This window comes from Thiomicrospira sp. S5 (genome assembly GCF_003991075.1).
GTDB lineage: Bacteria > Pseudomonadota > Gammaproteobacteria > Thiomicrospirales > Thiomicrospiraceae > Hydrogenovibrio > Hydrogenovibrio thermophilus.
In genome coordinates, this window is record NZ_CP014470.1 from 1,742,762 (window position 1) to 1,767,224 (window position 24,463).

General features: G+C 49.9%; 28 protein-coding genes. 15 read left to right on the forward strand and 13 right to left on the reverse strand.

Features of this window, described 5'->3' with window-relative positions; translation table 11 throughout:
• Window positions 1-38: 38 nt before the first annotated feature.
• Together AYJ59_RS07975 and AYJ59_RS07980 are read left to right on the forward strand one after the other, a co-directional pair.
• Window positions 39-1,664 (forward strand): phosphoethanolamine transferase, encoded by a 1,626-nt coding sequence (locus AYJ59_RS07975; RefSeq protein ID WP_127119796.1) that lies wholly within the window; start codon window positions 39-41, stop codon window positions 1,662-1,664.
• The gene (locus AYJ59_RS07980; RefSeq protein WP_127119797.1) at window positions 1,661-2,032 is read left to right on the forward strand and encodes a diacylglycerol kinase; all 372 of its coding nucleotides are present in this window, start codon (window positions 1,661-1,663) and stop codon (window positions 2,030-2,032) included. Before AYJ59_RS07975 ends, AYJ59_RS07980 begins: the two co-directional genes overlap by 4 nt.
• A 12-nt stretch (window positions 2,033-2,044) precedes the next feature.
• On the opposite strand, the gene AYJ59_RS07985 is transcribed toward AYJ59_RS07980, so the two are convergent.
• Window positions 2,045-2,428 (reverse strand): winged helix-turn-helix transcriptional regulator, encoded by a 384-nt coding sequence (locus AYJ59_RS07985; RefSeq protein ID WP_127119798.1) that lies wholly within the window; start codon window positions 2,426-2,428, stop codon window positions 2,045-2,047.
• Between the two features lie 138 nt (window positions 2,429-2,566).
• Here AYJ59_RS07985 and AYJ59_RS07990 point away from each other — a divergent pair, with 138 nt between their 5' ends.
• A complete protein-coding gene (locus tag AYJ59_RS07990; RefSeq protein ID WP_127119799.1) occupies window positions 2,567-3,184 on the forward strand; it encodes an NAD(P)H-dependent oxidoreductase in 618 nt (205 codons plus the stop codon).
• A gap of 285 nt (window positions 3,185-3,469) precedes the next feature.
• Window positions 3,470-3,679, forward strand: coding sequence for a cold-shock protein (locus AYJ59_RS07995; RefSeq protein ID WP_029937917.1), 210 nt, complete (start codon window positions 3,470-3,472; stop codon window positions 3,677-3,679).
• An 80-nt stretch (window positions 3,680-3,759) separates the two neighbouring features.
• On the opposite strand, the gene AYJ59_RS08000 is transcribed toward AYJ59_RS07995, so the two are convergent.
• Window positions 3,760-3,957: a hypothetical protein gene (locus AYJ59_RS08000; protein ID WP_127119800.1), complete on the reverse strand. Its 198-nt coding sequence runs from the start codon at window positions 3,955-3,957 to the stop codon at window positions 3,760-3,762.
• Between the two features lie 435 nt (window positions 3,958-4,392).
• Between AYJ59_RS08000 and AYJ59_RS08005 the strand changes: the two genes are divergently transcribed.
• Window positions 4,393-4,581 (forward strand): hypothetical protein, encoded by a 189-nt coding sequence (locus tag AYJ59_RS08005; protein WP_237260301.1) that lies wholly within the window; start codon window positions 4,393-4,395, stop codon window positions 4,579-4,581.
• 48 nt (window positions 4,582-4,629) lie between these two features.
• Here the strand turns inward: AYJ59_RS08005 and AYJ59_RS08010 are convergent, their stop codons facing one another.
• Window positions 4,630-5,013 carry a PaaI family thioesterase gene (locus AYJ59_RS08010; protein ID WP_029937914.1) on the reverse strand — a complete coding sequence of 128 codons (384 nt, stop codon included), beginning with the start codon at window positions 5,011-5,013 and terminating at the stop codon, window positions 4,630-4,632.
• A 149-nt stretch (window positions 5,014-5,162) separates the two neighbouring features.
• Here AYJ59_RS08010 and ylqF point away from each other — a divergent pair, with 149 nt between their 5' ends.
• Window positions 5,163-6,110, forward strand: coding sequence for a ribosome biogenesis GTPase YlqF (gene ylqF, locus AYJ59_RS08015; RefSeq protein ID WP_127119802.1), 948 nt, complete (start codon window positions 5,163-5,165; stop codon window positions 6,108-6,110).
• 35 nt (window positions 6,111-6,145) lie between these two features.
• The gene (locus tag AYJ59_RS08020; RefSeq protein WP_127119803.1) at window positions 6,146-6,994 is read left to right on the forward strand and encodes a 23S rRNA (adenine(2030)-N(6))-methyltransferase RlmJ; all 849 of its coding nucleotides are present in this window, start codon (window positions 6,146-6,148) and stop codon (window positions 6,992-6,994) included.
• A gap of 4 nt (window positions 6,995-6,998) precedes the next feature.
• Here AYJ59_RS08020 and AYJ59_RS08025 read toward each other — a convergent pair whose 3' ends face one another.
• From AYJ59_RS08025 to AYJ59_RS08050, 6 genes are all read right to left on the reverse strand, one after another.
• The gene (locus tag AYJ59_RS08025; protein ID WP_127119804.1) at window positions 6,999-7,856 is read right to left on the reverse strand and encodes a hypothetical protein; all 858 of its coding nucleotides are present in this window, start codon (window positions 7,854-7,856) and stop codon (window positions 6,999-7,001) included.
• Between the two features lie 11 nt (window positions 7,857-7,867).
• The gene (locus AYJ59_RS08030) at window positions 7,868-8,701 is read right to left on the reverse strand and encodes a PilZ domain-containing protein (RefSeq protein WP_127119805.1); all 834 of its coding nucleotides are present in this window, start codon (window positions 8,699-8,701) and stop codon (window positions 7,868-7,870) included.
• A gap of 16 nt (window positions 8,702-8,717) precedes the next feature.
• A complete protein-coding gene (locus tag AYJ59_RS08035) occupies window positions 8,718-8,999 on the reverse strand; it encodes a hypothetical protein (RefSeq protein ID WP_029937909.1) in 282 nt (93 codons plus the stop codon).
• A 92-nt stretch (window positions 9,000-9,091) separates the two neighbouring features.
• Window positions 9,092-9,604, reverse strand: coding sequence for a TlpA disulfide reductase family protein (locus tag AYJ59_RS08040; RefSeq protein WP_237260302.1), 513 nt, complete (start codon window positions 9,602-9,604; stop codon window positions 9,092-9,094).
• Between the two features lie 60 nt (window positions 9,605-9,664).
• The gene (gene hda, locus AYJ59_RS08045) at window positions 9,665-10,378 is read right to left on the reverse strand and encodes a DnaA regulatory inactivator Hda (RefSeq protein ID WP_029937907.1); all 714 of its coding nucleotides are present in this window, start codon (window positions 10,376-10,378) and stop codon (window positions 9,665-9,667) included.
• A gap of 31 nt (window positions 10,379-10,409) precedes the next feature.
• On the reverse strand, window positions 10,410-11,465 hold the full coding sequence (locus AYJ59_RS08050) for a DUF2066 domain-containing protein (RefSeq protein WP_127119806.1): 1,056 nt from the start codon (window positions 11,463-11,465) through the stop codon (window positions 10,410-10,412).
• 167 nt (window positions 11,466-11,632) lie between these two features.
• On the opposite strand from AYJ59_RS08050, the gene purM reads away from it, so the two are divergent.
• From purM to apbC, 5 genes are all read left to right on the forward strand, one after another.
• Entirely contained in the window at window positions 11,633-12,676 is a 1,044-nt protein-coding gene (gene purM, locus AYJ59_RS08055) for a phosphoribosylformylglycinamidine cyclo-ligase (protein WP_127119807.1), read from the forward strand.
• Between the two features lie 71 nt (window positions 12,677-12,747).
• Entirely contained in the window at window positions 12,748-13,398 is a 651-nt protein-coding gene (gene purN / locus AYJ59_RS08060) for a phosphoribosylglycinamide formyltransferase (protein ID WP_127119808.1), read from the forward strand.
• A complete protein-coding gene (locus tag AYJ59_RS08065; protein ID WP_127119809.1) occupies window positions 13,395-14,126 on the forward strand; it encodes a hypothetical protein in 732 nt (243 codons plus the stop codon). The genes purN and AYJ59_RS08065 overlap by 4 nt, the downstream gene beginning before the upstream one ends.
• The gene (gene dcd / locus AYJ59_RS08070; protein ID WP_127119810.1) at window positions 14,123-14,746 is read left to right on the forward strand and encodes a dCTP deaminase; all 624 of its coding nucleotides are present in this window, start codon (window positions 14,123-14,125) and stop codon (window positions 14,744-14,746) included. Before AYJ59_RS08065 ends, dcd begins: the two co-directional genes overlap by 4 nt.
• A gap of 110 nt (window positions 14,747-14,856) precedes the next feature.
• Entirely contained in the window at window positions 14,857-15,981 is a 1,125-nt protein-coding gene (apbC, locus tag AYJ59_RS08075) for an iron-sulfur cluster carrier protein ApbC (protein ID WP_127119811.1), read from the forward strand.
• 13 nt (window positions 15,982-15,994) lie between these two features.
• Here apbC and AYJ59_RS08080 read toward each other — a convergent pair whose 3' ends face one another.
• Genes AYJ59_RS08080 through AYJ59_RS08095 form a run of 4 tightly spaced genes read right to left on the reverse strand, consistent with a single transcriptional unit; the run spans window position 15,995 to window position 20,830 of the window.
• Window positions 15,995-17,593: a sensor histidine kinase gene (locus AYJ59_RS08080; RefSeq protein ID WP_127119812.1), complete on the reverse strand. Its 1,599-nt coding sequence runs from the start codon at window positions 17,591-17,593 to the stop codon at window positions 15,995-15,997.
• Entirely contained in the window at window positions 17,590-18,840 is a 1,251-nt protein-coding gene (locus tag AYJ59_RS08085; protein WP_127119813.1) for an ATP-binding protein, read from the reverse strand. The genes AYJ59_RS08080 and AYJ59_RS08085 overlap by 4 nt, the downstream gene beginning before the upstream one ends.
• The gene (locus tag AYJ59_RS08090; RefSeq protein ID WP_127119814.1) at window positions 18,809-20,506 is read right to left on the reverse strand and encodes a SpoIIE family protein phosphatase; all 1,698 of its coding nucleotides are present in this window, start codon (window positions 20,504-20,506) and stop codon (window positions 18,809-18,811) included. Before AYJ59_RS08090 ends, AYJ59_RS08085 begins: the two co-directional genes overlap by 32 nt.
• 21 nt (window positions 20,507-20,527) lie before the next feature.
• Window positions 20,528-20,830: an STAS domain-containing protein gene (locus AYJ59_RS08095; RefSeq protein ID WP_029937897.1), complete on the reverse strand. Its 303-nt coding sequence runs from the start codon at window positions 20,828-20,830 to the stop codon at window positions 20,528-20,530.
• A gap of 380 nt (window positions 20,831-21,210) precedes the next feature.
• Here AYJ59_RS08095 and metG point away from each other — a divergent pair, with 380 nt between their 5' ends.
• The 3 genes from metG to rsxB are packed head-to-tail and all read left to right on the forward strand — an operon-like array spanning window position 21,211 to window position 24,460.
• Entirely contained in the window at window positions 21,211-23,271 is a 2,061-nt protein-coding gene (metG, locus tag AYJ59_RS08100; protein WP_127119815.1) for a methionine--tRNA ligase, read from the forward strand.
• 41 nt (window positions 23,272-23,312) lie between these two features.
• On the forward strand, window positions 23,313-23,891 hold the full coding sequence (gene rsxA, locus AYJ59_RS08105; protein ID WP_029937895.1) for an electron transport complex subunit RsxA: 579 nt from the start codon (window positions 23,313-23,315) through the stop codon (window positions 23,889-23,891).
• Window positions 23,888-24,460 (forward strand): electron transport complex subunit RsxB, encoded by a 573-nt coding sequence (gene rsxB, locus AYJ59_RS08110; RefSeq protein WP_068648478.1) that lies wholly within the window; start codon window positions 23,888-23,890, stop codon window positions 24,458-24,460. Before rsxA ends, rsxB begins: the two co-directional genes overlap by 4 nt.
• The last annotated feature ends 3 nt before the right edge of the window (window positions 24,461-24,463 follow it).

Genomic DNA, 24,463 nt, shown 5'->3' on the forward strand with positions numbered 1-24,463 from the left:
AATAAAATATTGTGACGGCACCCATAAGATAAATAACAATGCATAGATTCACGCTTTCGCACTGGTGGGCACTACTGTTCATCCTCTTCTTCCCCTTTCTGGTGATGAGCCTTTATTCCGATTTTATTCGGGAATCGGAACTGAACTCACGACTGGGCTGGCTGGTGATGCTGGGCGGCTTTGCTTATTTGGCACGTCATCATGTTTACCCTTATCGTTTTTTACTCTTGATATTGGTTTTTATTACCTTTTCAGGCGCTATGGATTTACTCTATGCCGTGACTTTCGGTGGGGTTTTCACCTCTGCGTCATTCGAAGCCATTTCACAATCTGACCCCAGAGAAATTTATGAATTTCTAACCGTATACGCCAGTTATGAAAACGTGATGCTGTTGTTACTCTACCTGACGATTTCATACCTGCTACTAAAGCGCATGCTGGTAAAAACGTCTCTGATGCGTAAGGAAAAAGTTTTGGTGGGCTTAGCCATTGTCATGTTCATCGTTGCGATAGTGGAAGTACAGAAACGCAACCGGGTATTTGACACCATTCCCGGCTTTAATGGCGTTGCCATTGACTACCTCAATAACCGAGAAGGTTTTGAACAGAGCATTCAAGCCCGCGAGGAACTGGACACCCAAACTGATTTCTCAGCTTCCTCTAAAGACATTCCGCAGACTTACGTGATTATCATCGGCGAATCCATGAACCGAAATCACATGTCGCTATACGGTTACCCTCGAGCAACCACACCCATGTTACACGCCGTTCGTTCTGACCTGATTGCCTTTGAAAACATCGTCACGCCCTATGCGCAAACGGCCGCCTCGTTAAGACATGTCTTAACCGAAGCCAACACCGACAACCAAAAAGACATCAATCAATCGGTCAGCTTGATGGGCGTTTTCAACAAAGCGGGCTTTGAAACCTGGTGGCTTTCGAATCAGCAACCGATGCGTATGCCATTCGCGGCCTTAGCCAAAACAGCCGACCATAGCCATTTCATCAGCCATGATTTCCATGGCGTCGAAGTGGAACGCTATGACGGCTACCTACTGCCTTACATTCAAGAAGCCATTCAAGCCCCGGCGGAAAAGAAAGTGATTTTCGTCCACCTGATGGGCAGCCACTTGGACTATAACAATCGTTATCCGCCGGAAAAATCGGTGTTCCAGAACCGTGACAAGCTTCAAGCATACCGGCCAGACGTCAGCGACAGTCAAGTGAGCTACATTAACAGTTACGACAACTCCATTCATTACACGGATGAAATCGTCGGCACCACCATCGCCGATTTAACTACCGTTTCCAACGCAGCCGCCCTCTTGTTTTTCGCGGATCACGGCGAAGAGGTGTTTGATACCAAGGATTTCAAAGGCCATGGCCCGGATGGGGTAACGGTTTCTATGTTGGAAGTACCGTTTATCGTGTGGCGTAACAGCGCCTACCGTGAAACCTTTCCAGACGTTGACCAGATAATGGCAAACCATACCGGCCAACCGGGGCTATTGGATGATGTTTTCCATTTCGCGCAATGTTTGACGCAAGTGGAATCCTCGCTGTATGATGCGCAAAACGCTTTGTGTTCGGCGGACTTTCAACCGCGTAAACGCATCGCTTATGGACAAGACTACGATACCGAACTGAAAAGGAAAGCCCTTTGAAATCGCCTTACACCGGATGGTCGCGCATTTTCTACGCTGCTGGCTACTCTTACAAAGGATTGAAATCGACCTGGAAGCACGAAGCGGCTTTCCGCCAGGAAGCCGTTCTATGCTTATTGCTAACGCCCATTGCCATCTGGCTGGGCGACAGCCTGATGGAAATCATTGCCTTGATTGGCGTTCTGGTGTTTGTCTTGATTGTGGAAATGCTGAACTCCGCGGTGGAGTCGACTATCGATCGAATTGGTGAGGATTACCATAAACTGTCCGGCCGCGCCAAAGACCAAGGTTCCGCGGCCGTGTTTCTGTCGTTTTTTCTCGCCGTACTGGTCTGGGGCGGTTTCATCATTGACAAGCTGCTTGCCTAAGCAACAAAACTTCTAACTCGCTTCGTTAATTTCGCCCTGACTGTCTTCAGCCTGGCGCGCCTTAATGTAATCCGCGCCCCATTCGTACAGTAGTTCCAACACCGGCTTGAGGCGTTCACCCTGCCCAGTGAGTCGATAGTCCACTTTCGGCGGCACCACCGGATACACCGTGCGAATGACAATACCTTCCTCTTCCAGTTGCCGTAATTTTTGCGTCAACATTTTCTGTGTGATTGGCGGTATCAGGCGACGTAATTCGCTATTACGTTTGGGTCCTTGCATCAAGTACCACAAAATCAACCCTTTCCATTTGCCATCCAAAATATCAATCGCGACCTGGAAGGCGCATTGGTAAGTCTGATTATTGACAACAAAGCCACAGGTTTTTTCCGACATGGTATTTCCTATATTTTTCATAGTTACTTTTTGGTAAGTATATTACAAAAAAGTACATACTTACCAAAACAATACATAAATGATAGCATACTCTCACTTTGTAAAACTGACCTGACATTCATTAAAAAGGACCCCCTCATGGAAAAAACCTTCATGCAAGCCATGCAAGACCGTTATGCCGTTAAAGCTTTCAAACCGGAAGCGGACATCGAACCGGACACATTCGGGAAAATTTTGGAAGCTGGTCGCCTGTCTCCCAGCTCTTTTGGCCTAGAACCGACCCGTTTTCTGGTGATTAGAGATCCGGCCATCCGCGCCGAACTGAAAGCGGCTTGTGGCGGCCAACCGCAAATCGACACCTGCAGCGAGCTGGTCGTATTCGTCACCGTTAAGGAGTTTGACGGCATTACCGATTACGCCAAAAAACAGTTTGGCCGTTGGGGCTTGGACGACAACGCCATGCAAGGTGTCTTGAACTTTTACGGCAGTTACATCAGCCAATTCAATGAACAAACACTTCCTTATTGGTCCGGCAAACAGGCCTACATCGCTTTGGGGAACATGATGACCGCCGCCCAGGTTTTCGGCATCGGTTCTTGCCCGATTGAAGGCTTCGATAAAGACCAAACCATGAAAGCCTTGAAGTTGGATGCGAATCAATATGACCTGCACGTCATTATGGCACTCGGGGAACCGGCCGACCAAGCCAGACCGAAGCATCGCCTCCCTCTGACCGATTTAGTAACCTACCTCTAAACAAAACAGGGGGTATCGCCCTTTTAACCAGGCCTGGCCATTTATCATTAATGGCCAAGTAATAAAAACCAATTGTTTTGTAAATAAAAATTGACTTACTCCGCCGATTAGCGTCTAATTGGTTCCACATTCGGAAAGAAATTCTGAAATTCTTTGTTTATCTGCTCGACTTCGTTGTTTTATTCGTAATTCTCCGTTCTCCGTAGTTCATTAAGTAACAGTTTATTTTTCTGATGATTACGCCGAAAGGCATGCTTTTTTATAGATTTTTACAGGATTAAAATTATGTCTGAAACAACGACAGGTACCGTTAAGTGGTTTAACGAATCAAAAGGCTTTGGCTTTATCGAACAAGAATCCGGCCCGGATGTTTTTGCACACTTCAGTGCCATCACCGGTTCTGGTTTCAAAACGCTAGCCGAAGGTCAAAAAGTTGAGTTCACCGTTACCCAAGGCGCGAAAGGGCCTCAAGCGGAAAACATCACGGCACTGTAAGCGATCAGCTTAAGTGTTTTGAGACAAGAAAGCAGGACAGTGTCCTGCTTTTTTTATGCCCCGAAAAAACAGGCCCAACTCTATTCCACCAGATAAGACATCAAGTGAATGTAAAGTTTTTCCAGCACTTTGATATTGTATTCAGTGATTTCATGATCGCAGTCCGGGTGCTCCAAAGCAGCCTTGTTCACATACCAGAAACGTTTACAGGTTTGAATGGTCATCCGTAACTCATACGGCGTTGGGTTACCCGGTTCCGCCCAGTTACCAGGCATCATATCGATTTCCTTAGGCTGAAAACGACATAAGGTACCTTTCGGGTTTTCACGATCGGAGGTGGATGTTGATGTCCTCACATAATGCGGAGCCGCCGAAGGAACAGGCACGCTTCTCGCATCGTGAGGGTTTCTGACTCTTGGCATAGCAAGTCTCCCTAAAACGATTAACGATTTCACATACCTCGCTGACAGTATATAACCTAGTAAAGCAGTAGGAAATAAAAATTTTTCATCCCGTCATAGGTCATTACCCACTTTAAAAGAAGGGTTATAACGGTTTTTCACTGCAAAAACACCCTGTTAACCATATCGTTCAATGCCTTTTTCCGGTAGAATCAATCGCAAAATAATGAACGTCAAACACGTGAAAAGAGAGTAATTATGGATATTTGGCAGAAAATTTTTCTATATTTAGGCGCCGGCCTTGGAGCCGTTATGCTGATTGTTGCGATGATCGCACTCGGCACTGCCGAAAACGGCCAGCTTTCAGTGGAAGGCTTACAGCATTTATCGGGACAAATGACTTCTCTTTACGAAGTGGTGCGTTGGTTTGTCTACCTTTGGTTGATTTCCGGCATCGTCTTGCTGGTGCGTTTTCTAATGCGTATTTTCGGCCACCGCTGAGGTTCAACGCCTTGAGTTGAAAAACGCCAGGCCTGGCGGTTTTTGGTTTTATACGTCTTCTTTCAGAATCGCATAGGTACCGGTCGCGTAAGCTACCAATTTTCCTTCATCATGCAGTTCAATTGTCACAAAAGCTACCTTCTTGCCTTGGCGCTTCACTTCAGCCGACGCTAATAAATGCTTTCCAGAAGCCGGCTTAAGATAGTTAATTTTGATTTCCATGGTCACCGCCGTAAAGCCCTCATCCAAGCTTGAAACTGCAGCATACCAGCCGGTGTTATCCATCAAGGTCGAAATCACACCGCCATGCACAAACCCCATGTGCTGTAGATGATAGGGTTCAACGTGTAACTCCACTTCCGCCGTTCCCGTTGCATAGCTTTTCAATTCCGCACCGATGTGCTCCAAAAAAGGAAATTTAACGGCTTTCATTGCAAGATCGCACTCCCAAAATAAAAAGATAATTTTACCACGCTGACGCTCCCAACTTAAAAATGTCCCGGCCTGATTTAAGATAAACGTCTATAATTCATCTTACATTCAATTGAACTCCATCCATGCAAACCGGATAAAGATAAAACATGCAAATTCAATGGTACCCAGGGCACATGCACAAAGCGCAAAAAGAAGTGCGCGAAATCCTCCCGCAAGTGGATTTAATCATCGAAGTGCTTGACGCCCGCATTCCGTTCAGCAGCGAAAACCCGATGATCGCCAAGCTGCGCGGCGACAAACCAACCATCAAGATATTCAACAAATCCGACCTGGCCGACGCCGATAAAACCGCGAAATGGCAAGCCTATTTCGAACAGCATAAAAACATCAAGACTTTGGCTTTGAATGCTCAGCAATCGGATCGTAAAGCTCAGGTATTGGGACTGATCAATAAAATGTTTCCACGAGAGGAAGACTCCGTCAAGGTCATACACGCGCTGATTCTCGGCATTCCCAATGTCGGGAAATCCACCTTGATCAACACCCTGGCCAGCCGCCCGATCGCCAAAACCGGCAATGAACCGGCCGTGACCAAAATGTTGCAGCGCATTAAACTGGAAGACGGTATCACTCTGTTCGATTCGCCCGGCATGTTGTGGCCGAATATCGAAAACGAGCACTCCGGTTATCGCCTGGCGATTACCGGCGGCATCAAAGAAACCGCTTTCGAATTGCCCGACATCGCCAGTTACGCGGCGGAATATTTACTGACACACTACCCGCAACGCTTGAAAGAACGCTATCAGCTTGACGAGCTCCCGCTGCACGATCCTTTCCCGGACGTGGCTTTTTTGGAAACCGTCGGGCGCGACCGCGGCTGTTTGGTCAGCGGCGGGCAGGTGGATTTGGATAAGATTTCCCGCATTTTGATTACCGAAATCCGTGATGGGCAACTTGGCGCCCTGACCTTTGAAACACCGGAGATGATGGAGCAGGAATTACAACAGGTCGACATCAAGCGTGAACAAAAAGCGGCTAAAAAACAAGCCCGCCTCGATGCCCGCAAACAAAAGAAAAACAAACGCAACCGCTGACATCTTCAGCGCTTGAATACAAGGACGAACAAGCCATGCTCAGTTATCGCCACTCCTTTCATGCGGGTAATTTCGCCGATGTGCTCAAACACAGCGTGACGGTTCAAATCCTCAAGTATCTGACCCTCAAACCCAAACCGATTTATTATCTGGACACCCATTCCGGCGCAGGTGCGTTCACTTTATCCGACGATGAAGCGCAAAAAAACCGGGAGTACGAAAATGGCATCGGGCAACTTTGGCCCCTGCTCGATGAATTGGAAAACTGCCCAGGCCTGGTCAAGGACTATCTGGAGACGGTACAGCAATTCAATCCGCAAACCGAACTGCAAACATACCCGGGTTCTCCCTGGTTTGCGCAGCACCTGCTTCGCGCGCAGGACCGACTGGATTTTTTCGATTTACACCCAAATGAAAGCCAGATTTTGCGGAAAAATTTCGCCGGAGACAAGCGTATTCACGTTTACCCAAAAGACGGTTTCCATGCTTGCATGAGCCAATTGCCGCCCAAGGAAAAACGCGGTTATGTATTGATGGACCCGCCTTATGAAATCAAAACAGATTATGCAAAAGCGGTGGAAACCTTGATTAAAGCGCACAAAAAGTTTGCCAACGCCACCTATGCCCTGTGGTATCCAGTCGTAGAACGCCATCGCATTCAGTCCATGGAAAAGGCGTTTATCGACAGCGGCATCCGAAATATTCAGTTGTTTGAGTTAGGCATCGCCAAAGACGGCGATCAAGGCATGACGGCCAGCGGCATGATTGTGATTCATCCGCCGTGGAAATTGATGGAAACTCTGCAGGCCGGCTTGCCGTTTTTAAGCGAACGGCTTGGTGGTGCGCGCGGCCATTATCGCGCCGAACAGTTAGTCCCGGAATAAACGATCAGAACTGATACGCCAACTTCAGACCACTGCCCCAGCTGAGATCGAGTTGATATTGATTCTGGCGATTACCGTGGCGGTTGTAAAAGCTGAAACGGTAGTCGGCGGAATATTGTCCAAACACATCCAAACGCCAGTTTTTCGACGCCCGATAAGACAACATGACGTCGGCTTTCCAAGTTTGAAGTTCAACATATCCTTTTTCTTCAACCGGGCTGTCATCGGCCAACTTAGCCATAAACTGCCGGTACGACGCACCGGTACTGATGTTCCAGTTTTCCGCAAAACCATAAGCCACATAGGCGCGCGGGAAACCGAGCACCGCCGATAAGCCGTCCCAGCTTCGAGCTCGATACGCGACCCCAATCGCCGGATACAAGCGGCTTCGCACAGGATGGTAGTTGTAAATCAAACCACCCAAAAGCGACACGTCATTCTTCAGTTGATAGGAAACCAAGGCTCTCAGGTTGACGCTGTAAGAATCGTCGGTCTGTTCTTCATATTTGGACGACACCCCAAGACTGCTTAAGAACAGCATTTTCGAGTTGATACGGTGGTTGAACTTTCCGCCAATGCGCGCCCCGCGAAGGCCTTTTACCGGTTTGTCATGACCATTCCCAAAAGGCAGTTTATCAATGTCGTGCCAATCCAGACTCCAATAGGTATAGCCCAAGTACGCCAATTGGTTTTCAAGCAGAACATCGTAATAACGATCCGAGACTTCCCCGCCATAATCCTGAATGCCCGACGGATTGAAATAACCGGTTTCCAGCGTAATCTTCGGGGCCCAAGGACTTTTTTCCGCCATCGCGAGGGCCGGAACCCCTGCGGTTAAACACACCAACAAAGGTTTCGACATTTTAAACACGTTTATTCACCGTCTCTTTGATTTAGATATTGATAAGCGACTTTCAAGGCTTCATCGGCGTCCAAACCTTGATGCATAAAGTCGTAGGCGATTTGCTGCTCTTCACTGAGAAAGCGGTTTTCGAAATCGGAAATCAGCGTTTTCCAAGCCAGCTTGTCATTGGATTCTTCCGGAGTATGCGCTAACAACTTGGCCAGCGTCGCGAACGCCAGCGTGCTTTCATTCATTTGGTGCAGATAGGCGCGAAAATCATCGAACTCGTCTTTCAAATCCTGTACTTTCATTTCCGCCGACAAACCGCTGTTGAAAATGGAATCCACCGCGTTGATAAAACGCGCCACCTCTTTCTGGTTTCGATCGGATTGCGTCACCGCGAGGTTCAAAGCCATGCTGGCTTCCTGAAAGTCGGATTGGTCCGTCGATAAAGCGGAGCCGTCTTCCATGAAATTGAATTCGGATAATTGAGACGTTTCCATCGACACCAGAGCCGTCTGGGCGTCGGTCATGACCAAACGATGATGCGCCAACAATTGCCCACTGGTGACTTGAGCGATGTGACAACCGCAGAGATATTTACCGTTCTCATCCGGGCGCAGGTGAATGACTTCCACGCCTTCCAAGCAATAGACCTCTTCGGTTTGTTCGTTCTTGACGCGTAGACTGATTAATTGTTGTGGCAGGAACAAATCCGGGTCGTCGATGTAGAACCCCAACCCGGTCAAGTTGACATCCGCCCCTTCAAACGCCACGGAAAACGTCTCGTCCTCGTGGTTTGTCACTTGAAACGGCCGGACAAAACGTGCCGACTGCCGCTGCTCCAAGTCCATTTGAATCATATCGCTACAACCCTGCTCAGGTGCGAACTTTGCTCGCAATCTCTTTTTGATAACCCAATGCTTCGCAGTCGGCCTGCGGAATCCATCCCAGACAGCTACGCACTTTCAAAGACTGATAATTCCGCACAATCGGCATAACAGTCAAAATTCCCCAGGCCTGCTGATACCAACGCCAACCGATGGCAGACGGTTGCTGCGCCCACCACAGGTTATTGACACCGAAATGACGGGTTTTGAAAATCAAATGGAAGGCCAGGCGCCAATATTTCAATGCAAAGCGTAGTTTTGTTTTGTTCATGGCATCATTCTATCACAAGCGGGTTTAAGAGAGTTATCGGCCGTTTGCACGGCCTTTTGAGGTTGGAGGGTTAAAGGGTTAAATTAAAGCGTTTATTTTTTTGCGTCGTATTTCCGAATAAACTCTTCCAGCATTTTCTGGTCGACCATGCCGGTTCTCGCCGCAACCACCTCGCCTTTCGGGCTGACCATGTAAGTGGTTGGCAACCCTCTCAAAGGACCGAACGGAGTGGTTTTACCGTCAATGCGACCTTTTTGACGAACAATCGGAAACTTGATATCTTCCTGCTCCAAAAACGTCTTCACCTGAGACGGGCTGTTATCTTCATAGTTCACGCCCAAAACGACGGCATTTTTATCTTTATGGGCATCATAGAAAAAGCCTAACTCTGGCATTTCCACACGGCACGGCGGGCACCAGGTCGCCCAATAGTTCACCACCACCCACTTGCCTCGGAAATCGGACAGTTTTACCGTTTTACCATCCAGCGTTTCGAATTCAATGTCGGTCGCCGCTTGAACCGTTGATGACAAGGCCGCCATCCACACCATTGAAATTAAAAGAGAGAATTTAATCGGATTCATCCAGTTTTTCGCGTGAATCATCTTGCTTCCTTATGGTTTCATTTTTAATCGCAAGCAGGCTACCACAGCCCGCGAGACAGACTATGAATGCTTCGTTAATATCTGTTTGACGAACGGCAAGGTCATGCGGCGCTTTTCCACAAACGTCGCCTGTTCGAGAATTTTCAGCACCGACAGCAACTCCTGCAAGTCGGTGGAAAACTGTTTGATGAGGTAGTTGCCCACGTCCAATGGCAGTTCAAAGCCTAGCTTCAAGGCATGGCGTTGCATCGCGACCACCAGATCGCGCTTATTGTGCAATGGCTTCAAACGAATCGGCAACACCGACATCAACGCCTGAGTCAGATCCGACGTCACAATCGGCCAGTCCCCGATATTCTGCATGCCCGACAACACCACTTTATGCCCCAGTACCTTAGAACGCATCAACAGATTCGCCAAAGCATGCTCCCAAGATTCCTGCCCGATCACCTTTTCCACATCATCAAGGCACACCAACGGCGTGCGCTCCAGACCATGGAGCACATCTGGAATCAACGGCAAGGTCGTGTCACCCAACGGCAAATACACACTGGCGGATTTTTTTTCGGTCATAAAGCGGCAGGCTGCCTGCAGCAGATGGGTTTTGCCCACCCCACTCTCACCTTGAAAATAAAAGGCTTCACCTTCCTGACTCTTCATCAGCGTCTGTTGAAACCGGTTCAACGCCAAGACGGTCGCTTCGTCTTCGGTCACAAACGTGTCAAAGCAAACCTCTTCACGCAAACCGATTTTAAGGGGTAACTGTACAAACACTGTCGCTTATCTTCCTATCGGCCCGTCGACTTTATTCCCATTCCGCATTGACTTGCCCGATGACGGCATCATCACGAACCGACACCAAATTTGGCATGGCCGCCAACCGATTCACCAATCGAATGTATTCGCCTTGATAGACCACCTCGAACACCACCTGATGCTTCTCCACCGATGTCAGACGCACCTGATGAACAGTCGGTTTCATGGCTTTCAGTCGTTTTTCCAACTCCGTCAGTTGCTCGACCGAACGGATGTTATCGACCGTCAGGGTCAAAGACCCCAGAAACTCGGCCTGCTCACGATATGGTGCGGAATACAGTCGCAACAGTTCGGAAAAAGTGTCTTCAAAGTACCCTTGTTCCGGTTCCTCACGGGTCTCCCCCTGTAACAAGCTGATTCCGCTGCGATCAAACAATTGCCATTTATAACGTTCGGCACCGCTGATGGACGCCACCACCTGAAAGCTCAACAAATAACGGGCATCACTGGATTGTAAAATGTCAGCCACCCGTTGGTTGGAACCATCCGCATCCGGATAAACCCAATTAGTCGCATATTGCGGCGTTTCAATCGGCAACCCCAGTTGTAAGGCGGTATTACGGTAATTCAGTTTCGGTAAATAATCCAATGTCTCGCCGGTTAGCTTGACCAGGGTTCCGGCAATCAATTGCGACCCCATGATCAACGTCGTCGGGCGATTCGCCATCGGCCAAATCACCAGTCCCTGTTGCTGGAAATAACGGTAAAAACGCTGTTGGTCAAAGTCAAACACCAACCAGTTGCCGACCTTGACCCCTTCCTGCTCATAAGATTCATAGTGATAACTTTTCAACCAAGCCTTGGGCGATTGAACAAACGTCTCGGCTTCAGGCTGCGATAAAAAACTTGGATTGCCCGTCAAACGAATCAGTTCGATTCGAATCGCCTTCAATAAACTCTCGTCCAACGTCTGCTGAGCGCTTTTATCCGTCGCGTCATCCAACTGCAGCATTCGGACTTCAAACAAATCCGATTGCTCACCGGCATAACCGGAAGCGGCGAAGGTCATTAAAATAAAAAATACCGCCGAGACAAAACTTCTCATATTTACCTCATGATTTTTGGTTACAATATGTTATCCGATTTTGCGGTAAAACTCTGGTAAATTCGTCACAAGATTTCAGGTGTCGAATGCTTGCGAAGGTGCAAGTCACTCGCCGGGTTCACCGAAATTTACACCAACTTTATTCAACAGCAGTTTTAATCAAACCTATGACAACACAAAAGCCATCCATTAGCTATAAAGACGCCGGTGTCGACATTGATGCGGGTAACGCCCTAGTTGAAGCCATTAAACCGATTGCCAAAGCCACCTCCAGACCGGAAGTCTCCACCTCTCTCGGTGGGTTCGGGGCTTTGTTCGAGCTACCGATGGACAAATACAAAAATCCATTGCTGGTCTCCGGAACCGACGGCGTCGGCACCAAACTGCGTTTGGCCATTGAAAGCGGCAAACACGACCAAGTCGGTATTGACCTGGTGGCCATGTGTGTCAACGATTTGATTGTGCAAGGCGCCGAACCACTGTTCTTCCTAGACTATTACGCCACCGGCAAACTGGACATCTACACCGCACGCGATGTCGTCGCCGGTATCGGGGAAGGCTGCCAACAATCCGGTTGTGCCTTAATCGGTGGTGAAACCGCCGAAATGCCCGGCATGTACCCGGACGGCGACTACGACCTGGCCGGCTTCTGTGTCGGTATCGTCGAAAAAGCGGACTTGATTGACGGACGCAAGGTCAAAGCCGGCGACGTTTTGCTCGGTTTGGCGTCCTCCGGACCGCACTCCAACGGTTACTCTTTGATTCGCAAGATCATCGACGTCAACGCAGCGGACCTGTCACAGGACTGTGGTGGACAACCATTAATCGATGCTTTGATGGCTCCGACACGCATTTACGTCAAACCGATTCTGGAGCTGATGAAACACATTGATATCCACGCCATTTCACACATCACCGGTGGCGGTTTGCTGGAAAATCTGCCGCGCGTCATGCCGGAAAACACCCAGGCCAAGATCGACACCCAGAGCTGGGAGCGCCCAGCCGTATTCGACTGGATTCAGGAAAAAGGCAATGTCGACTTCCATGAAATGCACCGTACTTTGAACTGCGGCATCGGCTTGGTCGTCGTCGTCAGTGCCGACGACAAACAGAAAGCCATCGACACCTTAACCGCGCAAGGTGAAACCGTTTCCGTCATCGGCACCATTGAAGCCAGCGACTCAGAAACGCCTGTCGTCGAGCTGGCATAATCGCCATCCCGAAAGCCGCTTTGACCGGTTTTCGGGCCATGCTTTCATCACGTCTGTCACCGAAACCTTTTATGACATCAAAAATGCGCATTGCGGTTCTCATTTCCGGTACCGGCTCCAATCTGCAAGCCTTGATTGACCGTGCGCCGGATTCCGATTACGAAATCGCGCTCGTTTTGTCCAACCGCCCCCAGGCCGCTGGCCTGCAAAAAGCCCAAGCCGCTGGAATCCCAACCGTCGTCATCGATCACACCGAGTACGACTCCCGGGAAAGTTTCGACCAGGCTATGATTGAAGCCCTCGATGCCCAGCAAATCGACGGCATTATTCTGGCCGGATTCATGCGCATTCTGACACCGGCGTTCACCTTGCATTACCTGGGACGCATGCTCAACATCCACCCTTCCTTGTTGCCGAAATACCCAGGCCTGAACACGCACCAACGCGCACTGGATGCGCAGGATGCCGAACACGGCCTCAGTATCCATTTCGTCACCCCGGAACTGGACGGCGGCCCGGTCATCCTGCAAGCCAAAGTCCCCGTGGAAGCCGGTGACACGGCCGAGAGCCTGCAAAAAAAGGTACAAATCCAGGAACACATCGCGTATCCTTTAGTCACCAACTGGTTGGCACAAGGCCGTATTCAGTTACAAAACAACCAGGCCTGCTACCAAGACCAAACCTTGCAGGTACCGCTGCAATTGACCGAGCAAGAGCTATGAAATCATTGTCCGTTTTGGCGACCCGAACCCTATTCGCCGCCGCATTATTGCTCCCCTTCACGTCGCAGGCCGCGCAAATTCCAAGCTTTAAAGCGACCTTCGACATCTGGGTACTCGGCTTTAAAATCGGCCAAGCCCATCAGGAAATGAACTGCCAAAACGGCGACTGCCACCTGTCCAGCGAAGCCATTCCGCCAAGCTGGGCCAAAGCGTTCATCAACGAATCGGCCATCGAAAAAATTCACCTCAAGCAGAGTGACGAAGATTTCAAATGGCTGGAATACAAAAAATTCCTGACCCGAGAATACGACGACCGTACCGAAAAGAAAACCTACACGCTGATTCGCCGCGAAGACCTTGATAAAGTCGAGTATGTCGAAGATAAAAAGTTCTGGCCGAATCAAAAACAGATTTACGACGTCATTTCCATGGCGTACGGCATCCAATACCAAGTGATAAACCAACGCCCGATTGACAACATTTATTTGCAGGACGATAAAATCCAGCAGAAAATCACTTTCAGCACCATCAACGAATCGGATGAAATCGACCTCCCGTTTGAAGAAGCGGTACAAACAAAACTTTTTGCCTTCCATAATGGTAAAATTGAAGCAGAACTCTGGCTCTTGCCCGAACTTAATTATTTCCCGGCCCGCATCGTGATTCTCAACAAAGACGAAGACCGAAAAATTGAGCTGGAATTGAATCATAAGCCGACATTCAAATGAAACTTAGCGATAGAGACATCATCCAACACCTGAAAATTGGCAAAATCGGCATCGATCCGATGCCGGATCAAAACAAGATCAAAGGCATCAGCGTCGATTTACGATTGGCGAACAAGTTCCGCGTCTTCAACGACCACACGGCTCCTTTCATCGATTTGAGCGGCGCGTCGGACGAAATGCAACAACTCATGGACAAAGTCATGGGAGACGAAGTCGTGATTGACGATGGGCAGGCTTTCTTCCTGCATCCAGGCGAGCTGGCACTGGCCTCGACATACGAATCCGTCTCCATTCCGGACGACCTGGTCGGCTGGTTGGATGGCCGTTCCAGTTTGGCACGCCTAGGATTGATGGTACACGTCACGGCACATCGCATCGACCCGGGCTGGGAAGGCCAAATCGTATTGGAAATCTTCAACAGCGGCAAACTGCCATTGGCACTGCGCCCCGGCATGGACATTTGCGCCATCAACTTCGAAACCCTGTCCAGCGCGGCCATCAAGCCCTACAATAAACGTGCGGATGCCAAATACCGCAACCAGCAAGGGCCAACGGCCAGCCGCATCACACAAGACCAAGCCACCCAACAGGACGAACGTCAACTGGACTTGCTCTCCTGACCTTGAATCGCAAGGTTTTGTCACCACTCAATAAGGTTCAAACCAAAACGCATTTATCCGAAATCGGCCAGGCCTGGTCGGTTTCGGCATAATGACGGAAGGAATACGACATGAACATTCTGAATAAACTCTTCGGCAAAAATTTAACGGATGAACAACGTGACGCCATTGCTCAAGCCATCGACTCGGTGACGCTACCCGGCATCGACAGTGAGGCGTTGAATTCGAATGCATTGGAAGCCGCTCAGTTGAAAAAAACACACCTGACACTGGCATTAACGCTACCGTTTCCGGGCAAAAGCCTGTGGCCGGCCATTGAGCAACAACTGCAGCACGCCTTATTACAGCAAGACACCTTTGAAACGGTTGAAATAACCTTTACCACCGACATCAAGGCCCACGCCGTTCAAGGCGGCACTCAGCCGCTTAAAAACGTCAAGAACATCATCGCTGTGGCCTCGGGGAAAGGCGGTGTCGGAAAATCCACCACCAGCGTCAACCTGGCCTTGGCACTGCAACAGGAAGGTGCACAGGTCGGCCTGCTGGACGCCGACATTTACGGCCCAAGCATTCCGACCATGCTCGGCGTACACCAAAAACCGGAAACCAAAGACGGCAAAAGCATGGAACCCTTATCCGCTTACGGCCTGCAACTGATGTCCATCGGCTTTCTCATCAACCCCGACGACCCGATGATTTGGCGCGGCCCGATCGTCACCTCGACCCTGACCCAACTACTGAACGAAACCAACTGGCAGAACCTGGATTACCTGATTATCGATTTACCGCCCGGCACGGGCGATGTGCAGCTGACCCTTTCCCAGCAGATTCCGGTGACCGGTGCAGTGATTGTCACCACACCGCAGGAAGTCGCGCTGATTGATGCCCGCAAAGGCTTGAGAATGTTTGAAAAGGTCAACATCCCAGTGCTGGGTGTCGTGGAGAATATGAGTACGCATGTGTGCAGCCAATGCGGTCATGAAGAAGCCATTTTCGGTGAAAACGGCGGCCAGAAGCTGGCAGAGCAATTCAAGGTACCCTTCTTAGGGGCCCTGCCATTGGACAGCCAAATCCGCGCGCAATCCGACCAAGGCGCACCGACCGTGACCGCCATGCCGACCAGTGGTGCGGCGCAAAAATACCGCGACATTGCGCACCAGGTCAGTGCGCAAATCGCCACCAAACGACGCGATTACGCTTCGGCCTTCCCGAATATCGTGGTGGAGAACAGCTAGGTTCTATTCACGCTCATTCCGAAACGTCCGCAGCCAATGGCTCGAGTCGGGGAAAAACCAAAATAAAACTGGTACCGGCCTCCGCAGAGGAGGCCACTTCAATTTTCCCCTGACAGGCGTCCATAAAATTCGCCACCGAGTGCAATCCATGGCCGGTGCCTTTCGACTTGGTGGTGAACCCGAAATGAAACACCCGGTTCAGGTTTTCTTCCGCAATCCCGTCGCCGGAATCATGCACAATCAAACGGGTTTCCGATGCGTCCTGAAAGGTCTGTAACGTAATCAAGCGTTCCGGCTTGGCCGACACTTCGATCGCTTCCACCGCATTTTTCACCAAATTCAACAAGACCTGAAACAACTGGTTTCGCGACACTCGCAGAAAAATCGATGTATTGGTGTCCAGCACCTGGATACGAATGCCCTTTTCCGCCAGCAAGGCCTGGTTGGATTTCACCAATTCCTGAATGAGGTTATACAGGTTGACCGATTCGGTATATTGACTGACCGCCAACCCTTGTTGCTGTCGGTTGACTGAAGCAATCATCTGCTCCAAATCATGCTTTAAAACCGAAGACGTCGGCTGAAAACATTGCCCTTTCAAGTAACCGACATTTTCATCCAACGCGGTTAAAAAGGCCGTGACCTCTTCCGAAAGTACATCCGCATGCTGCGAAATCCACTGCGCCAAATCCGCCTGCATCTCCCCCAATTGCTGAACCCCGCGATCCATTTCCGCCTGACTCGCGTTCATACTGTTCAGCGTGTTCCCAAGATCATGAATCAATTCACTTTTGGCGCGCAACAGGCCTTCCTGGTAAGTGCCAAACTGTTGTTGCCGGTCATACTGTTTGCGCTCAGAGATGTCTTTCGCCACATAAAAAAACGTTTCCACGTGATTCTGTGTTTGCTTTTTTACCTGCGCAAATGCCCAACGCTGCTGGCCGGAAGCGTCAAAATAACGGGTCTCACCCACAAAATCCTCGGCGAACAAGCCGTCTCCATTTTCGTCATTCGACCAAAGCACGACCTCATGGATCGAACGTCCCAAAGCCTTGGCAAACTCCCAACCGGTTTCCGTTGAAAAGTGTTGGTTGATGGCTAAAATTTTGCAATTGGCATCGAATTGCACCACACTCAAGAGACTATTGAACAGCGCATTTTGTTGACGATATTGCGCCAGCGTTTGTCGTGCTTCATCCTGGACTTCCGCCATCAAACCGCGTTGCCGTGACAACATCAACACCTGCTCGATTATCTGATTTCTGAAATGAACCGGTAAGGACTTCTGAAACCAGATAACCTGGTTATCCGTCGCGTCTTGATAAATGCGGAACTGCTCTTCATTCAAACTCGAAAAGTCGATGACGAAATAGGTAGACCGACTCAACTCATGCAGTCGTTTCAGCAATGAAAAATGATTTTCATCGGTCAGAAGACTGCCATCCAGAAACACCATAAGGGGCGGTGTTTCTTCGAGCTGGCCTTTCACCAACTTGGCGATGACATCGGCCAACGCATCACAAAACACCGTGTCACGATGAAAACGCGATTCGAAATAAGATCGATACTCGGGATCCGAGCTCAAAACCAATGCCTGATCAGCAGGGTTCATTCGGTCACCACATGAAAAGGAAAACGCAACCGAATCGTGGCGCCCAGCCCCTTGCCTTCACTCTGGAAATCCATGTCGCCGCCCACCTCATCAATGAAGAATCGCACCAGACTCAATCCAACACCGGCGTGCCCTGTTTTCGATGAAAACCCGGCTTCGAAAATCTTTTTCATATCGGACGGCATCACACCAATGCCATTATCCGACAGCAGCACTTCCACCTGTCCATCGACCTCAGAAAACGTCAAACGAATGTCGCCTTGATAGCTGTTTTGCACCAAAGCTTGTGAAAACACCGCCTCCAACGCGTTACGCACAACCATGGTCAGCACCAACACCAACTGGTTATAGGGCAAATGGAAGGTCAAATCCTTGGAGGCCTGATAGTCGACATGAAACCGTATATTATCGGGCAGTTGACTCAGCTCCGGAATCAAACTCAAGGTATGATTGGTCATATCGCCGAGTGAAAAAACCGACACCTTGTCGGATGCCAACGCCAAACGCTGCAGGGAGCGCACCATTTGCGAAAGCTGTTGCGCCTCCACAAAAATGGTGTGCGTGACATCGTCATAAGTCGCCTTCTGCTGAGGCGCCACATCGAATTGTGTATTGAGGTAGGACACCAGACCGGATTGTGCGTTGACCTTATCCGCCAACACCGCCAACAAACCGTTCGAGGCTTCGAACATCGACGCCTCGAACAGATTTAACTTCACCTTTTCTTCAAGCGTATGTTTAAGCTTTTCCAACGCTCGATCCTTTTGCCAGGAACGCACGAAATTACGCGCGATTTGTTCGACTTCTTCGGCTTGAAAGGGTTTTCGAACAAACAACACATTCTCTTCGATTTCATCGGCGATGAGCTTCAGATCAACGTCCGAATAGGCCGTCACTATGACAATGTAAATGTTCTCATCCAGCGCACGCAACCGCTTGGCGGTTTCCAAGCCATTCAAACCCGGCGGCATTCGCATATCGATAAACGCCAGTTTGATGGGATCTCCGACCGCTAAGGCCGCCGTCACCAATTCGATGGCTTCTTCTCCCTGCGAGGCCGTCACCACCGAAAACGGAGACGGTTTGGACTCGCTCGCTTCCTTGTCAGGCACTTTGTCGAGAAAACGTTTTAACGAAAACCCGCTCGAGACATTCGGCGCAAAGATATTCATGTAGGCTTGAATTTGCCGACTGTCGTCGTCGACGACCAGAATCTTATCTTCCGCCATCGCGTCGCTCCCATTCATAAACCGCTTCCACTCTCGCTCCGCCGTCGTCAAATTGAAAATCCGAACACAGGAATCGCACAATGGTGATGCCCCGGCCGGAGAAAATTTCACTGGAGGTTTGCGTTGTTACGTCCTGAGCCCGGCCGGGGCCGTCATGCGACACCAGGATGCGCAAACGCCCTTTACTGTCCGACAAGGCTTCATGCTGAATATCAACCATCAAACGCCCTTCGGATAAGGTTTCCAGCGCTTTTTGCTTGGCTTCCGCAAACGCTAAAAAACCGTTCGACTGCTGCTTGATACAGGAATCCAACTGCAAAATCCCATGTTCAAGTGCGTTATTGTACAGTTCGGACAAAATGATAAAGATATCTTCTTTATAGGGCGTGATGGGTTGCATACCGATAATGGCATCGACAATCGACTCGATCGGGTGCGGATTACACCGCAGGTTAGCGGCGGAAAACACATAATTCAACGACCAATCGGATGGCGGAGGAATGCGCTCCAACACGGCCGACGCAATCATCTGGTTTGGCTGCATCAGAATATCGGCCAAGCTCAGCTTGATAATACTGACGTCGTCATTAAACACACAACCATGACAAAAGTCCTGTGCCGCATCCACCAGCCTGCCGATATCATAATGAGAGGTTTGCAAGGATTCGACCAAACGCGGCACACCAAACATCTCTTTACCATCGTCCATCGCTTCAACGATGCCATCGGTATAACAGATGAAATGCTCGCTCCCCGTCACATCCACCTTGGTAAAATCCACATCCAACTCAAAACTGTCCAGGACGCCAAGCGGAACCGAACTGGATTCAAACAAGGCATACTCGCCACTGGCTTCATCCAACATCACTACCGGCTGCATACCCGCATTAAACAAGCTGACCGAGCGCCGTTTCGGGAACACTTTCACCGCGACACAGCTGAAAAAGATATGCGCCGGCAAAATCGTTTTTAATTTATCGTTGATTACGAAAATGATCTCTTTAAGCGTGCGGCCCTTCTTCACCATGGAATAAAAGACTTCGGCCACCGGAATCGCGCCGATAGCGGCCGGCAATCCGTGCCCGGTAAAATCGCCCAGCAACGTAATCACATTCCCGGCCGGCGTAATCGTCGACAGGAACACATCACCGTTAAAAATCGACGCCGGTGACACATGCGCTTCCAGGCCTGGCACTTCTTGGCGCGGGCCATGGACGAACTTCTCAAAAATACGTTCGGCGGATTTGTGCTCCAGCGCCAAACTCATGTGCAAGGAAGACACCATCTCCTTGGATTGTTTCAAATCGTCGTAGAAGTTGACGTTTCGCAATAACGACGCGATCTTGGCCAACAACAGTTCTTCCGGATAAGGTTTCTGCAGAAAGTCGTCGGCACCGACGGATAAGATGCGTTGGATACTGTCGGGTTTGAAAGCATTCGTGACCACGAACACCGGTGCAAAGGTTTCTTTCGCCAACAACTTGATGCGTTGAACCAAGTCGGCACCGGACAAGACCGGCAATTTGATTTCCGTGATGACCAGGTTCGGTCGATGGTGTTCGTAGGATTCCAGCGCTTCAAGGCCGTCACCGGCCTCAAAAACTTGATACCCTTGCTTTTCAAGGGTCAGTCGAAGATAAAGTCGATTGGATTTGGAAGGGTCTACAATCAGAATGGAAGCCATGTAACCGCGGCTCCACAAATATCAGGATGAAATGGTGAAGAGCTGATCGAATTTCGCCACTTTCAGAATTTTCATGACTTCTTCATTCACGTTGACGAACTCGATTTTCGATGACTGTCCGCCCAGTTTTTCACGCAGCAACAGCAGCATCCCCAAAGCCGAGCTGTCCATATAGCTCGCCTTGGAAAGGTCAATGACAAACTTGGATGCACTGTTCAAGTTATCGTTCAATGTCTTATTGAACGCATCGTAACAACCGATATCAAAATTGCCTTCGACCATAATGGTCACGACGCCGGCCGACACTTGACTCGTTAAACTCATTGACCTACCCCCTCAGGAATTCTTTCGTGCTACCGAACGGCAGCCAAGTATTGCTTCATATTCTATGCCCATACCGTCATCTTTAAACAGGCATTGCAAACGGCGCAATACCTGCAAATTTTTAACGGGAATGTACAGGATTGTAACATTGATTATCCGTATAAGTTGACGCTTATTTCATAAAATTTATGAATGCCGATGAATTAATTCTAATAAACATTTCACCCCTGTCACGAATTTTTTTGAAAAAAATGTTACCCTGCCGTTTTTCATGAAAAATATTCACTGTAAATTGCGGTTTTTCGAGCGGATAGCCCACCCAAAAACATCAAAAACGCTTATAATTGACCGATTAATTTTTGAGAACCCAGAGTGAGAAAATGAGTCATCGAAGAAAAATATTAATCACCAGTGCTTTGCCTTACGCCAACGGTCCGATCCACTTGGGCCACCTTGTCGAATACATCCAAACCGACATCTGGGCGCGCTTTCAAAAAATGCGCGGCAACGAGTGTTATTATGTTTGCGCCGATGACGCCCACGGCACACCAATCATGCTGCGAGCTCAAGCCGAAGGCATCACACCGGAAGAACTGATTGCTCGTGTTTCGGAAGAGCACCAAGCCGACTTCGCCGGGTTCAACATCCAGTTCGACCATTATCACAGCACCAATTCGCCGGAAAACAAACATTTCGCCAGCTACATCTACAACCAGCTGAACGAAAAAGGGCACATTTCCCGCAAGACCATCAAACAATTCTACGACCCGGAAAAAGAAATGTTCCTGCCGGATCGTTTCATCAAAGGCACCTGTCCGAAATGTAAGACTGAAGATCAATACGGCGACAACTGTGAAGCCTGCGGCGCGACCTATTCCCCGACGGAACTCATCGACCCGAAATCCGCCGTCTCCGGCGCCACTCCGGTGGAAAAAGAAACCGACCACCTTTTCTTCGAGCTGTCTCACTTCGAGAAAATGCTCAAAGACTGGACGCACCACGGTCACCTGCAAACCCAAATCGCCAACAAGTTGGACGAATGGTTTGAATCCGGCCTGCGTGCCTGGGACATTTCCCGTGACGCGCCCTACTTCGGCTTTGAGATTCCCGGCGAAAAAGACAAATACTTCTATGTCTGGCTGGATGCGCCCGTGGGCTACATGGCCAGCTTCAAAGCCCTGTGCGATGCCAAAGGCATTGATTTCGACGCTTTCTGGCAAGCCGACTCCGACGCCGAGCTGTACCATTTCATCGGTAAAGACATCATTTACTTCCATGCCCTTTTCTGGCCGGCGATGCTGTCCGGTGCCGGTTTCCGGACGCCGAATGCCATTTATTCGCACGGATTCCTGACCGTGGACGGACAAAAAATGTCCAAATCCCGCGGCACCTTCATTATGGCCAACACCTACTTGAAGCACTTAAACCCGGAATACCTGCGTTACTACTTCGCCGCCAAACTGAACAGCCGAATCGACGACATCGACCTGAGTCTGGAAGACTTCGCCCAACGCGTCAATTCCGACCTGGTGGGTAAAGTGGTGAACATTGCCAGCCGTTGTGCCGGTTTCGTGGTCAAAAAATTCGATGGCCAACTCAGCCAGGCCTGGTCGGATTCCGCTAATGCGCTCTACACCTCTTTTGCCGATCAATCCGACGCGATTGCAGAGTTGTACGAAAAGCGTGAATACGCCCAAGCCATGCGTGAAATCATGGCGCTAGCCGATAAAGCCAATGAATACATCGACGAAACCGCACCTTGGGTCTTGGCCAAACAGGAAGGCAAAGAAGCCGAGTTGCACGAATCCGTCAGCCTTGGCATCAACCTGTTCCGCGTACTGATGACGTACTTGGCACCGGTTATTCCGGCCACCGCCGAACAAGCCGCCAGCTTCCTGAAATTGGACGGCTACCAGTGGGACGCCATCCAAACACCGTTGATGGGCCATGAAATCACCAAGTTCAAAGCCTTGATGACCCGTGTTGATATGGATGCCATCGAAAAAATGATCGACGCGTCCAAGGAAGACTTGAAAGCGCAGCCGACTCAAGCGAAGTCCACATCGAACAAATCGGACGCGCAAAACAGCTCCGATTCTCTAGACCCATTGGCAGATGAAATCACATTTGACGACTTTGCTAAAATTGATTTACGCATCGCCAAAATTGTCAACGCCGAACAGGTACCGGAAGCCGACAAACTCATCAAATTGACGCTGGATATCGGCTTGGGCGAACGTCAGGTGTTCGCCGGCATCAAGTCCGCTTATCAGCCGGAAGACCTGGTCGGAAAAATGACGGTAATGGTCGCCAATTTGAAACCGCGCAAAATGCGTTTCGGTTTGTCGGAAGGCATGGTGCTGGCGGCCGGCCCGGGCGGCAAGGACTTATTCCTGCTGAACCCGGACGACGGTGCCACACCGGGTATGCGCGTCAAATAAACACACGGTCGAAATCGATCGAAAAACGGTCAGCTTAGCTTATGACAGAATACATTCTCATTCTTATCAGCACGGTTCTGGTCAACAATTTCGTTCTGGTCAAATTCTTGGGGCTGTGCCCGTTCATGGGCGTGTCCAAGAAAACCGATGCCGCTTTGGGAATGGGCTTGGCCACCACCTTTGTCATGACGCTGTCGTCCGTTTTAAGTTACCTCATCAACACCTATCTATTGGTGCCGTTCGGGCTGGAGTTTCTTCAAACCATCGGCTTCATTCTCGCCATCGCCGCCGTGGTCGGTTTCACGGAAATGGCCATCCACAAAACCAGCCCGGTGCTCTACCAGGTGCTGGGCATTTACATTCCGCTCATCACCACCAACTGTGCCGTACTGGGTGTGGCGCTATTGAACGTCGGCGAACGCCACAACTTTTTGGAATCGGCCTTTTACGGTTTCGGCGCCGCCGTCGGGTTTACCCTGGTGATGGTTCTGTTTTCATCAATTCGTGAGCGCATCGCTTTCGCCGATGTGCCCAAACCGTTTCAGGGCGCGCCGATTGCCTTGATCACCGCCGGCTTGATGTCGATGGCCTTTATGGGATTCGGTGGTTTGGTCAAATGATAAGCGCGTTGCTGATTTTTCTAGGTCTGGCCATTCTGTTCGGCCTGCTTCTGGGGTATGCCGCCATTCGCTTCAAGGTGGAAGGCAACCCGGTCGCCGAACAAATCGACCGCGTCTTACCGCAAACCCAGTGCGGGCAGTGCGGCTTTCCCGGTTGTAAGCCTTATGCCGAAGCCTTGGCCAATGGCGAATCGGAGGTCAATCTTTGCGTGCCCGGTGGTCATGAAGTGATGATTCAAATATCTGAAATCACCCACCGCGAACCCAAAGAAATGGAAGCCGAGCCGGAAGAGATCGACACCAAAATCATCGCCAAAATCGACGAAGACCTTTGCATCGGCTGTGTGCATTGCATCAAAGCCTGTCCGGTGGACGCCATTGTCGGCGCCACCAAAATGATGCACACCGTCATCGAAAGCGAATGCACCGGTTGCGAAAAATGCGTGCCGGTCTGCCCGGTCGATTGCATCGACATGATTCCGGAAGAACCGACCCCGCAAACCTGGGCTTGGCCGGAACCGGCGCGTTCCGAAGAACCCTTGATTCAAACCCTCGGTCAGAAGGCATAAACC